The sequence below is a fragment of the Martinezella tropici genome (assembly GCF_003287875.1).
In the GTDB taxonomy this organism is placed as follows: domain Bacteria; phylum Pseudomonadota; class Alphaproteobacteria; order Rhizobiales; family Rhizobiaceae; genus Rhizobium; species Rhizobium tropici_C.
Window position 1 is genome coordinate 1 of sequence record NZ_QMKK01000003.1, and the last position, 11,423, is coordinate 11,423.

Genomic DNA, 11,423 nt, shown 5'->3' on the forward strand with positions numbered 1-11,423 from the left:
TACGGCCCGCTGAAGACCAACACGGTCGTCCGTTGGGACTGGAACGACGGCAACTCCACCTCCACCAAGCTGCTGTTCGCCAACATCAGCCTGGGCGGCTTCCTCGTCGGTAAGGCCGACTCGCAGTATAACTACTACATCGGTTATGCCGGCGACGTCATCAACGACGACGTGATCTATGACGGCCCGTACGAACTCAACCAGTTGACCTACAGCTACGATGCCGGCAACGGCTTCACGGCTGTGATCTCGGTTGAAGACTCGAACTCCAGCGGCTCCGACGCCTCCTACGGCTCAAGCTGGTGGTCCGACGACAAGGGCAATCACTATGCTCCTGACGTCGTCGCCGGTGCCGGCTTCAAGTCTGGCGCATGGGGCTTCAAGGTCGTTGGCGGTTACGACTCGATCGTCGAAGAAGGCGCTATCAAGGCTCGTGTCGATGCCGACTTCGGCGCGTTCTCGGCCTTCTTGATGGGTGGCTGGAACACCGATGGCGACAAGCTCAACAAGTATGCAGGTACCAACCTCGACCGTTCGGCTTGCCCCATCGACGATGCATCCAAGTGCGGCTGGGGTGACTGGGCCGTTTGGGGTGGCGTTGCCGTTCCGATCAACGAAAAGCTGAAGTGGAACCTGCAGCTCGCCTACACCGACTCGAAGATCTTTGCCGCAACCACGAACGTCAAGTGGAACCCGGTCAAGAACCTGCTCATCGAGCCGGAAGTCTCCTACACCAACTTCGATTCTGTGAACGAAGATCAGTGGGCTGGTATCCTGCGCTTCGAGCGTAGCTTCTAATTTTGAATTACCCGGCCTCGTGCCGGGTATAGGGAAGCCTGATGTTCCAATCCGTCAGGCTTCTTTCACCGATCGGTTGACCTCCGATCAAAGTAAAGGATCCGGCTTTCCCTCCGGATCCTTTTTTGTTCAAGGCTTTGATATCGCGTGACCCGCCTTATGCAGCCGAGGTCTCTACCTCATGTGTCTGCTCCTGCGGGAACCATGTCTTCAAGATCATCTTGATGAACATCTGTCCGCAAGGCACGAGCTGGAAATTACCCCTGTCGAGCGTCCATTCGGTGATCAGCCCGCCGATGACCGCCGTCAGCGCGGAGGCGGCCGTATCCGGCGTCCATGGCGCGGGCAGCTTCGTCTTTTCATTCATCAGGGTGAATATGCGTTCGAAATGCTCGTGCATATCGTGGCGGAAGGAGCTGGCGCGGTTCGTGGTGCCGTCACAAAAGGCCATGTCGAGGTGCATCATCACCTTCAGCATGCTTCTCTTGCGCGGATCGCCCTGGACATCGTCGAATATCCCGGCAATCGCCTCGGCCACGAGATCAAGCGGATTTGTCGGGAGCTCCTTCGACATCCGCTCAGCCAGCTCCTGAAACGGCTGCTGGGCCTCATCGCGGATCGCAAACATCAATCCCTGCTTGTTCTTGAAATGCCAGTGCACCGCCCCCCGCGTTACACCAGCCGCTGCGGCTATCTCCTCAAGGCTGACATTCTCGTAACCCTTGTCGAGAAACAGAGCCTTTGCAGAGTGCAAGATCTCGCTCCTCGTTTCCGCCGCCTCCTCCTTAGTGCGCCTCATTCATGTCTCCACAGAAATCAGTCAAGCTGTACCCCTCTTTTTTGGCATTCTTACCCCACCATCGCCGCTTATCGCTGGAAACTCCTCACATCAGCAATGCGCAAGAAAGCGGCCCAATTATATAATCCCCTAAAATTAAGGAAGGAAATCGTAACGGGAGCGCTTCGTCAAGCGCCTAAAAGCCGGGTGCAAGTTTCCGTGTGCAGTTTGCTCGCGTTGGGGAGTGAAAGGTTGAAAATGTTCGGATGCTAATATGTAGCCATAACGGCAATATATTGGCGGTACGAAGCCGAGTTCGCCTGTCCCGGAAACGATGCGCCAGTCAAATCGGGGCACAGGGCATGTTTGATCTCCGGCGTTAGCAACTCCATCCGCTCATATCGATGAGGCTTCCACGTCCGGCTGAGCCGGCTCTTTTGGTATTCGTTCGATAGATAGTTGCCGGCGAAGGGAGGAAAATCCAAAAATCCTCGATGTGAGAGCGACGGAATTCGGCGGATAGGCCGTTCAATCCCTGCGACCCCATACTTCTTGCGAATCCATGCTTGATGTCGAAGGATGATACGCTGACCGAGATGCTGCGATCTGACGGAAGCCGCTTGCCGGATTTGACGGCCAGGCCGAGCTTCCTTGCTAAAAGCCCGAACCGGGTGGCGCGTCACGCCGGTATCGCGCGAAACAGGAGCGGTGGCGATTGTCGATGAAGTGGGATCGCACGCCCGGGAGCGGCGATGCGGATGAGGATCTGCTCGGCCGTATCGCCGCTGGTGACGTTCCGGCAATGCGTATGATGGTGGCAAGGCAGCTGCCGCGCATCATGGCCGTCGCAACCCGCATGCTCGGCGATGCGAGCGAAGCCGAAGATGTGGCGCAGGAGACGTTTCTGCGCCTCTGGCGCAACGCCGGCGGCTGGCGTCAGCGCAATGCCCGCTTCAGTACCTGGGTGCATCGCGTGGCGATCAACCTTTGCTACGATCGCTTGCGCCGACGCAAGGATGTTCTTGCCGAGCATCCGCCCGACATCGAATATGAAGGGCCGGCGCCGGATGCGGGCCTGATGAGCGAGGACGATCCGTCCAAGCGTGTGGAACGGGCGATGCAGATGATCGCACCCCGGCAGCGCGAGGCGATCATCCTGGTCTATTATCAGGCGCTGTCGAATGCCGAGGCGGCCGAGATCATGGACGTCAGCGTCGACGCATTGGAGAGCTTGCTTGCGCGTGGAAGGCGCTCGTTGCAGCTGCTTTTGTTGAAGGAACAGGGCGATGGTTGAGAATATCGCAGGTCCAATGAATGCCGGGCGGTTCGAGGAACTGACCGCCGCCTATGGCGGCGATATCGCTCGGTGGCCGCAGACCGAGCGCGCCGCCGCGCGTGAATTCGCAAAAGACCTGGCCGCCGCCGGAGTTCTCGCGCGCGCCGCCGATCTGGATGCGCTGCTCGATACATATGTCGTCAGACCGGGCCATGTGGATCTGCAACGCCAAATCCTTAAAGGCTTCGTCCGCCGCCTGGCGGTTAGAAGCTGGTTCCGCTTCGGCTCCGCCGGCATCGGCCTTGTCGGCGTCGGCGTCGCTGGCGCGCTCGCCGGCAGCATCGCTATCGCGGTGCTCACGCCCAGCCTGACCTCCGATGCTTCGGTCGTCTCCGACGGAACCGCAACCATGTTCGGCGACATCGGGCCGGACGCGGGCATAGTGCAGGACAGCCAATGACGGATCGCAGTTTTAGAATAGTGGTCATTTCCCTACTGGTACTGAACACGTTCCTCATCGGAGCATTGGCGGGCGGCGGCCTGACGTGGATCCGCAAGACGCAGGCGCGTGCGGGGATGATGCCGCTTGCCGGCGAGCAACTGCCTTCCGTTCAGAAGAAAGCTTTGCGTGCCGCACTCAACGAGGCGCGTAAGGACAACCGGCAGGCCATTCTCGAGGCGCAGCAGGCCAAGGTAGACGCCGCTTCCATTCTGGGTCAGCCGATGCTGGACAAGGAAGCGCTTCTGGCTGCCTTGGCGCGGGCGCGAAATGCCGATATCGGCCTCAGAGCGAAGCTGGAGGAACGGGCTGTCGACTTCGCCGCAACGCTCTCCTACGACGAACGCCGCGCGCTTGCCGAAAGCCTCGTTCGCCGCAGCGCGTCGAGGGCCGCTGCCACAAAATGATCATACTTGCCAAGCGACGGATCGGAACGAACCCCGCGTTTAAGGAGCATGTTTGATGCAGGAGTTGGCAGGAACATGGCTCAGCAATCGAATGACGTTTATGCCGCGCTCGCCCTTTCCCGATTTGGGCTAGGGGCGGATCATAACGGCACTGCGTCGATCGCATCGGATCCGCGCGGAGCGCTGATGGAGGAAATCACCGAGCGCTTTGTACCGGTCCCCGTCGGGCCGCAGCTTCAATCCACCGCCGATCTTCTCGTTTCCCTCTATGCCTTCCAGGAGCAGCGCAAGGAGGCAAGGCAGCAGGCCGCGACACAGCCGGATAAGCCGGCGCAGGGGCCACAGCAGCCGCAGTCGCAACAACCTCAGGCGCAGCCATCGAGCGCCATGGGAATGCAGCCAAACAATCAGGCCATGGCGGCTGTCATCGGCAAAGCGGTCGAAAAGCTGGAAAAACCCGCAATGCCCTACCTTCCGCAGCAGGTTCTGCTGGCGGAAGTGGATGCCCGCTTTAACGGCACCATCCGGCAGCCATTGATCGGCTTTGGCGAGCGGCTTGCCATGTTCTGGGCAAACCATTTCGCGGTCGCCGTCTCGAAGGGCGAGGAGGTTCATATCGTTGCCGGCGCCTTCGAGCGCGAAGCGATCCGGCCACATGTCTTCGGTCGTTTCGCGGATATGCTGCTCGCCGTCGAGACCCATCCGGCCATGCTCGCCTATCTCGACAATCAGCAGTCGATCGGGCCGAACTCCAAGGCCAATGCCAACAGGAAGCGTGGTCTCAATGAAAATCTCGCCCGCGAGACGCTGGAATTGCACACACTCGGCGTCAATGGTGGCTATACCCAGGCCGACGTGACGACGCTTGCCAAGATCATTACCGGCTGGACTGTGGCGCGCGCCGAGGGCAAGCTCGGGACACCCGGCACCTTCGTCTTCAACGCGGGCGCGCATGAGCCCGGTGATCAGACGCTGCTTGGCCTCACCTATGCCGACAATGGCGTCGGACAGGGGCGCGAAGCGCTGCGCGATCTCGCCCGCCATCCGGCAACAGCACAGCATATCGCCACCAAGCTCGTCCGTCATTTCGTGGCCGATACGCCTCCGCCAGGGCTTGTCCAGACCGTCGCTGCGACGTTCAGCAAGACGGATGGCGATCTTTCCGCCGTCTATCGGGCGCTCGTCGGCTCCGAGGATGCATGGAACCCGACATTGTCGAAGGTTCGCTCGCCGCTCGAATTCATGGCGGCACTTTTGCGGGCAAGCGGCGAGACCCCGAAACCGAATGTCATTCTCGGCACGTTGACGGCGATGGGCCAACCCTTCTGGGCGCCGGCCGGACCGAACGGCTTTGCCGACACTGCCGATGTCTGGGCCTCCAGCGAGAGCCTCAGCATGCGCATGGATGTCGCCAATATGATCGCCAATGCGGTGCCACCGCAGGTCGACCCGCGCAGTTTCGTGTCCGACAGCCTGGGGCCGCTGCTTTCCAATGAAACGCTGCAGGCCGTATCGCGTGCGGAGACCCGCAAGCAGGGCCTGACGATCGCATATCTTTCCCCCGAATTTCAAAGGCGCTGACCATGACCTGCGAACTCATGACCCCCACTCGTCGTGCCGTGCTCGGCGCTTCCGGCGCCTTGTTCGCCTGGGCCTTCATCCCGCGTTTCGCCCATGCCGCCGGCGGACGCGATCCTCGCTTCATCACCATCATCCTGCGCGGCGCGCTCGACGGTCTAACGGCCGTGCCGCCTGTCGGCGATCCCGATTATCAGACGCTGCGGCAATCGATCGCCATGACGACCAGCGGCCCCGATGCCGCTCTCCCACTAGATAGTTTTTTCGCGCTGCATCCGTCGATGCCGAATTTCAACCGGCTCTATCGCGCAGGGCAGGCGGCCGTCGTCCATGCCAGTGCGACGCCCTATCGCGACCGGTCGCATTTCGACGGACAGGACGTGCTGGAGTCCGGCTACGAGGTGCCCGGCCGCGTCGATTCCGGCTGGCTCAACCGGATGCTGGAGGGATTGCCGAAGGGCGACAAGGTTTCGCCGGGAGCTTCGGAGATCCGCGGCCTGTCCATCGGCGCCAATGCACCACTCGTCATTCGCGGCAACGCACCGGTGCTCGGCTGGTCGCCATCCAATCTGCAGCCGGTCAGCGACGACCTGCCGCCGAGGCTGATGGATCTTTACAACCACACCGATCCGCTCTTTGCGAAAATCCTCGCCGAGGGCATTTCGACCGGCAAGATTGCCGCCGGTCTCGACGTCAAGGCCAGAGGCGGCCCCGGCGATCCCACAGGCATGGAACAGATGGCGAGAGGTGCCGCGCGTCTATTGGCGCAGGACGACGGCCCCCGCGTCGCGGCACTGGCCTTCGAGGGGTGGGATACCCATGCCGGCGAAGTGGATCGGCTCAACAAGCTTCTGGTCGGGCTCGACAATTCCTTTGCCGCGTTCCAGCAGGAACTCGGCTCAGCATGGAAGGATACCGCCATCCTCGTCGCGACCGAATTCGGCCGCACGGCGCAGGTCAATGGCACCCAGGGCACGGATCACGGCACCGGAACGGCGGCATTCCTCGCCGGCGGCGCCATTCGGGGCGGCCGGGTGATTGCCGATTGGCCCGGGCTCAAACAGGCGCAATTGCGCGATGGCCGCGATCTTGCCGCCACAACGGATCTGCGCGCCATCGTCAAGGGGATCGCCGTCGATCTGCTTGGCACATCGCCTTCCATATTGGCGCGCGATGTCTTTCCGGGCTCCGATCATGTCCTGCCGATGAAAGGGCTGATCGCCTGAGCCGCGATCCGATCACTTGACCAATCGCGACCGGCCTAAATAATCACCCATTAGCTGTAGGTGTTGTGCCGCACGATGCACAGCTGCTGCGAATAGCAACCGCCAATGTTGCGGAATCGACACGCTTCCCCAGAAACGTGCACGAATCATTGCGCAGTGCCCGCTACTTTCTGATGCATGGATTAGAATTCTGCTATGTAACGCCTTAACCGATGATCGGCCGCGCCGCGTATGAGGTGCATTCTCATGAATTTTGACGATTTGCCGATTGAGCAAGGTGCGCCTTGCGCAAGCGAATGGCTTTGACTTTGGAAAGTTAGAATGTCCCTCACGAGTAAGACGTTTTCCATCAAAATCCTGACATCCGTCATGCTTTTGTCGAGTGCGCTCCTTGCATCCTCCGCAACGGCCCAGGAGCAGCCAGCACCAGCCGCAAATCCCCCTTCCAATACAAGCACTGCTCAAACTCCCGCTCCAGCGGCAAATGAACAGCAGCCGGCCCCGCAGGCGCGGGTGCAGAAGTTCGACGACTGGTACTATCGCTGCGTCGACGGCAAGGGGGCGGACGGATCGGCGATCACGAACTGCGAAGTGGCGCAGATCGCCACGATCAAGCAGGGCGACCAGGACGTGAACGTCTTGACGATGGCGTTCGCCAAGGCGGCGGATGCGCCGGCCGCATCAAACAAGAAGGCAGCAAAGCAGCCTGCCAGCGATCTCGTGCTGACGACGCTGGTGCCGCTGAACATGTACATTCCCGCCGGTCTTGGCATCGACGTGGCTGACAAGCCCGTGGTGCAGTTGGCCTACCGCAACTGCAACCAGGCCGGTTGCTGGGCACAACAGAAACTGGACGGCAAGATGGTGGCGGCATTGACCAAGGCTGCCGATGGCACCGGCCATGTCCAGATGATGAATGGCCAGAAGGTCAACATCAAGTTCTCGCTGAAGGGATTGCCGGCGGCGCTGGATGCGCTGCAGAAGCCTGTCTCCAAGTAACCGGACGACAGGAATAGCCCCATGATATCGGCGTTGGGGCCGATCACCGCTCCGCGGTGCGGCCAAGGCTTTCAGAAGTGGTCTTCTACCCCTTCGTTAACGGTTGCATTGCTGTCAGGAATTCTGATGGTGTCTGAGGCTGCGGCTCAGACACCCAATGACGATTTCGCGCGCCGGCAGGCGCAGGAGACCGAGCAGCAGCGCCTGAAAGCCCTGGGTGACATGACGCCGAAGTCTTCTCCGGCGGAAGGCCAGCAGCCTGCGGCTGCCAATGGCAAAAAGGTCGGCCCCTGTTTTGCGATCGCCCATGTCGAGGTCGAAGGCGTCAGGCAGTTTTCGGCCGACACCGTAGGCAAAATCACGGCACCTTATGCGAACCGCTGTGTCGGCGTCGGTGAGATCAACGGGCTGTTGCGTGACCTGACGCATCTTTATCTCGACAAGGGGTTCGTAAGCTCCCGTGTCTACGTGCCGGCGCAGGATATTGCCGGGACCAAGGTGCTGCGCCTGGTCGCGGTCGAAGGCACGCTTGCCGACATCTACATCAACGGCAAGCCGGCGCCGGATTCCGCTGTGATCGCCACGGCCTTTCCCGGCATGAAAGGCGAGATCACCAATCTGCGCGACATCGAACAGGGCCTCGACCAGATCAACCGCCTGACCTCCAACAATGCCAAGACCGCGATGCTGCCGGAAAAGAGGGATGGCACCTCGATCCTCAATATCGAGAACAAGCCGGATCACCCCTGGCATCTTTCCTTCGGCAACAGCAATCTCGGTCAAGAGCAGACGGGATACTCCAAGTCCTCGGCCTCGATCGGCTATGACAATCTGTTCGGCGTGAACGACCAATGGAACTTTTCATACGAGCATAGCGGCCCGGATTATCCGTGGCGGGACGACGGGCTGGGCAAGAGCAACAGCTATTCCGGCAATGTCAGCGTGCCCTACGGATACTGGACGTTCTCGGCGAACGGCTCCTGGTACGAATATAACAGCTCGGTTCCGGGGAACTTTGGGCCGCTCAACACCTCGGGCGATTCCAAACAGGTTGGGATCGGCGCCGATCGCGTGATCTTCCGCGACAAGGATTCGATCACCACCTTCAACAGCGGCCTGACCTATAAGGAAACCAACAATTTCCTGCTCGGCAACAGAATAGAGGTCGGCAGCCGCAAATATACGGTCGGTGATCTCGGTATCTCGCATTCGCGCCGTATGCTGGGCGGCCTTTGGGTCTTTGATCTCTCCTACAGTCAGGGGCTCAACCTCTTTGACGCCGTCGCTCCCGGTGATGCCGGAGCAGGGGATGCGGATCCTCGCTTTTCGAAGTTCACTGGCACGATCACCATGACACGGCCTTTCGAGTTTGCCGATCAGCGCTTCGAACTCAATTCGCTCGTCACTGGCCAATATTCGCCCGACAACCTGTTCGGGGCCGAGCAGATATCGGCCGGCGGTTATTCCTCCGTGCGCGGCACGCGCGAAACCATGCTGTTCGGCAATAACGGCTTCTTCATCCGCAACGATCTCGTCTGGCGTACGCAGCCTTTCGGCGAGAATGCCGAGCTTGCCAAGATCCTTGGCGAGTTCCGGCCGTACGTCGGCCTGGACTATGGCCGGATCGCTTCGCAGGCGCGCTACCGCATCCAGGGCGGCGACATGCTCGGCTGGACGGTCGGTGCCAAGCTCGCCGGCGGGCATGTGAATTTTGACATGGGTTATTCGGATGTGCTGGGCGGCACGGTCGATCGGCATGAGGCCGGACTTCTGTTCGTCAGCACGTCGGTGAAATGGTGATCATATTTTGAGGGAAATCATGATTTTTGGAAAGAAAGATGATCGGGCCGCGTTGATGCCGCTCGCGATCACGGCGCTGGTTTGCTGCACAATCATACTCTCCGGTTGCGGCGGTCGTGAAGCACATCCGATCGCATCGACCAGTGCCGGTGACGGCGGGTTGGATTGCAGCGGCGTCAACCGTGAATTTGCGGCGAACGAACGCCAGATCCTTTCGACGGTCAAGGAGCGCTCGCAGGCACAGGGCAAGAACGTGATTCTTGGTGCAACCGGCGTTCTTCTCTTCTGGCCAGCTCTGTTCTTCATGGACCCCAAGTCACCCGAAAAAGTCGAGATCGACGCATTGCGCAATCGCAATCAGGTGCTGACGGACCTTGCCCGTTCACGAAAGTGCCCGGCGCCGAAATCTCAATTGGGCGAACTTTACAAGAAACTCGACGGCGGCGTGAAGACGGCGCCGGCCGCAAGAGGCGGTTGAGGAGATGAAGATGGATTTGCGCTTGATATTGGTAACAGGTGCCTTGGGCGCTCAGGTGATGCGATACATCTCCGGCGGTATCGCCCTTGTTCTCGCGATGTTGCTCGCGTCCTGCGTCACGACGGACCCACGTCTTGTGGCTGCTCTTCAAAAGACCTCCGTACGCGAAATCCGCATCGAGACAGCACCCGATGTCAAAATGACAGGCCTTTTCACGGAAGGTAAACCCGATCCGCAATTGGCCACGGTTGTCCGCATGTTGAAAGGGACCATGGAGAAGGAGCTGATCGGGTTACCCGGTGGTCCAACGCGAGCGCGGTTGGTCGTCAGCCTCCATGTGGTCGATCTGGCCACGAAGGCTGGACGTGTTCTTATTCACAGCGACAGCCGGATTGCGGGAATAGCTAGGCTGGAAGACGCCAAGACAGGGCATCTCATTGCCGAGCAGCCCATTGCGGCGGGTAACAGTGGCATGCGCGGAGAGGGGCTCGGCATATTTGTGGCCATGGCCGTCAACGCAGCTTCGGCCGCAGGGCCTGACGATATTCTGGCGCAACGGCTGTCGAACGCCTTCACCAAGCAGGTCAAGCAGTGGTTGCTGACGAAGAAATAGCGGGAGGCCGGCTGCGATGTCGGCTTTCCGAGAGGGTTCAGAGTGAACGGCCTATGCCGGCCAGAAAGATTGCGTCAGCCAGGGGCCGAAATCGCGGTGCTCGCGAGGCCGCGGATGTCGCGATCGATCAGCAAGCTTAGTTTCAATTGCGGCAAGTTCAGCTTGCCGCACAGTCACCAGTGAGGGCGTGTGATGAGCAAGAAGATCGCATTGGTTGGATCGCGGCTTGCGGCCAACGAGAGGGAGGTCGCGTTTGATCTGCGAAGCCCGCTCCTGCGTCTTGGGCGGCAGTCGCTCGCCGTCACTCTGAGCTTGCTTCTCTTCCTGCAGCCAGCGATTGCCAATGCGCAATCCGTCTCCGCTGCCGGCTCGGCACCCGCCGCAAACCAGCCGAGTGTCGGGGCTGCCCCGAACGGTGTGCCGTTGATCGATATCGTCACCCCGAATGGCACGGGCCTGTCGCATAACAAATACGACAATTTCAACGTCGGCACGCCCGGCCTCATCCTTAATAACTTCAACGGTGAAGTCGGCACTTCGAACCTGGGCGGCGCCACCCCCGGCAATCCCAATTTGAGGAATTCCGGCCCGGCTTCGGTCATCCTAAACGAAGTCACGTCGGGCAATCGTTCCGCGCTGAACGGCCCGACCGAAGTGTTCGGCGGCAGGGCTGACGTCATCATCGCGAATCCAAACGGGATCACCTGCAACGGCTGCGGCTTCATCAACACGCCGCGAGCGACGCTGACATCAGGCGTGCCCAATATCGGCGCCGACGGTAGCCTGTCAGGCTTCACCGTCAATGGCGGCGACGTCACCTTCGAAGGGGCAGGCGGAAACTTCGCGGCTGCCCCCGGCGCCGTCGACCTGTTCGACGTTGTTGCCCGCAATATCCATGTCAATGCGCCGGTCTACGGCAAGACCATCCGCCTGACGGGCGGCGCCAGCCAATACAATTATGCCACCGGCGA

The 11,423-nt window shown here is 60.4% G+C and carries 11 protein-coding genes and 1 pseudogene; 11 read left to right on the top strand and 1 reads right to left on the bottom strand.

The annotated features are described in order from the left end of the window. Positions 1-798 (top strand): porin (locus tag DQ393_RS00015; protein ID WP_146758953.1); only part of this gene is annotated, 798 nt, incomplete at its 5' end. Between the two features lie 157 nt (positions 799-955). On the opposite strand, the gene DQ393_RS00020 is transcribed toward DQ393_RS00015, so the two are convergent. Further along, on the bottom strand, positions 956-1,597 hold the full coding sequence (locus tag DQ393_RS00020; RefSeq protein ID WP_112339805.1) for a TetR family transcriptional regulator: 642 nt from the start codon (positions 1,595-1,597) through the stop codon (positions 956-958). A 676-nt stretch (positions 1,598-2,273) separates the two neighbouring features. On the opposite strand from DQ393_RS00020, the pseudogene DQ393_RS00025 reads away from it, so the two are divergent. The 10 genes and pseudogenes from DQ393_RS00025 to DQ393_RS00070 form a co-directional block, all read left to right on the top strand. Next, positions 2,274-2,870 (top strand): annotated as a pseudogene (locus DQ393_RS00025) (RNA polymerase sigma factor); the annotation flags it as partial. After that, entirely contained in the window at positions 2,863-3,312 is a 450-nt protein-coding gene (locus tag DQ393_RS00030) for a hypothetical protein (RefSeq protein ID WP_112339807.1), read from the top strand. The pseudogene DQ393_RS00025 and the gene DQ393_RS00030, both read left to right, overlap by 8 nt. Continuing rightward, positions 3,309-3,758, top strand: coding sequence for a periplasmic heavy metal sensor (locus tag DQ393_RS00035; protein ID WP_112339808.1), 450 nt, complete (start codon positions 3,309-3,311; stop codon positions 3,756-3,758). Before DQ393_RS00030 ends, DQ393_RS00035 begins: the two co-directional genes overlap by 4 nt. Positions 3,759-3,833: 75 nt before the next feature. Further along, positions 3,834-5,339, top strand: a complete 1,506-nt coding sequence (locus DQ393_RS00040) for a DUF1800 domain-containing protein (protein ID WP_112339809.1) — start codon at positions 3,834-3,836, stop codon at positions 5,337-5,339. 2 nt (positions 5,340-5,341) lie between these two features. After that, the gene (locus tag DQ393_RS00045; protein WP_112339810.1) at positions 5,342-6,562 is read left to right on the top strand and encodes a DUF1501 domain-containing protein; all 1,221 of its coding nucleotides are present in this window, start codon (positions 5,342-5,344) and stop codon (positions 6,560-6,562) included. A 321-nt stretch (positions 6,563-6,883) separates the two neighbouring features. Next, positions 6,884-7,561 carry an invasion associated locus B family protein gene (locus DQ393_RS00050; protein WP_112339811.1) on the top strand — a complete coding sequence of 226 codons (678 nt, stop codon included), beginning with the start codon at positions 6,884-6,886 and terminating at the stop codon, positions 7,559-7,561. Positions 7,562-7,582: 21 nt separating this feature from the next. After that, positions 7,583-9,361, top strand: a complete 1,779-nt coding sequence (locus DQ393_RS00055; RefSeq protein WP_112339812.1) for a ShlB/FhaC/HecB family hemolysin secretion/activation protein — start codon at positions 7,583-7,585, stop codon at positions 9,359-9,361. 55 nt (positions 9,362-9,416) lie between these two features. Next, entirely contained in the window at positions 9,417-9,839 is a 423-nt protein-coding gene (locus tag DQ393_RS00060) for a hypothetical protein (RefSeq protein ID WP_432421971.1), read from the top strand. Between the two features lie 58 nt (positions 9,840-9,897). Next, positions 9,898-10,452, top strand: a complete 555-nt coding sequence (locus DQ393_RS00065) for a hypothetical protein (RefSeq protein WP_112339814.1) — start codon at positions 9,898-9,900, stop codon at positions 10,450-10,452. 192 nt (positions 10,453-10,644) lie between these two features. Continuing rightward, a partial coding sequence (locus DQ393_RS00070; protein ID WP_146758954.1) for a filamentous hemagglutinin N-terminal domain-containing protein occupies positions 10,645-11,423 on the top strand: 779 nt, incomplete at its 3' end.

What these genes read in the sequence shown, in the direction of transcription:
- DQ393_RS00020 (WP_112339805.1), bottom strand. Translation starts at nt 1,597, where the DNA reads ATGAGGCGCACTAAGGAGGAGGCGGCGGAAACGAGGAGCGAGATCTTG.
- DQ393_RS00030 (WP_112339807.1), top strand. Translation starts at nt 2,863, where the DNA reads ATGGTTGAGAATATCGCAGGTCCAATGAATGCCGGGCGGTTCGAGGAA.
- DQ393_RS00035 (WP_112339808.1), top strand. Translation starts at nt 3,309, where the DNA reads ATGACGGATCGCAGTTTTAGAATAGTGGTCATTTCCCTACTGGTACTG.
- DQ393_RS00040 (WP_112339809.1), top strand. Translation starts at nt 3,834, where the DNA reads ATGGCTCAGCAATCGAATGACGTTTATGCCGCGCTCGCCCTTTCCCGA.
- DQ393_RS00045 (WP_112339810.1), top strand. Translation starts at nt 5,342, where the DNA reads ATGACCTGCGAACTCATGACCCCCACTCGTCGTGCCGTGCTCGGCGCT.
- DQ393_RS00050 (WP_112339811.1), top strand. Translation starts at nt 6,884, where the DNA reads ATGTCCCTCACGAGTAAGACGTTTTCCATCAAAATCCTGACATCCGTC.
- DQ393_RS00055 (WP_112339812.1), top strand. Translation starts at nt 7,583, where the DNA reads ATGATATCGGCGTTGGGGCCGATCACCGCTCCGCGGTGCGGCCAAGGC.
- DQ393_RS00060 (WP_432421971.1), top strand. Translation starts at nt 9,417, where the DNA reads ATGCCGCTCGCGATCACGGCGCTGGTTTGCTGCACAATCATACTCTCC.
- DQ393_RS00065 (WP_112339814.1), top strand. Translation starts at nt 9,898, where the DNA reads ATGCGATACATCTCCGGCGGTATCGCCCTTGTTCTCGCGATGTTGCTC.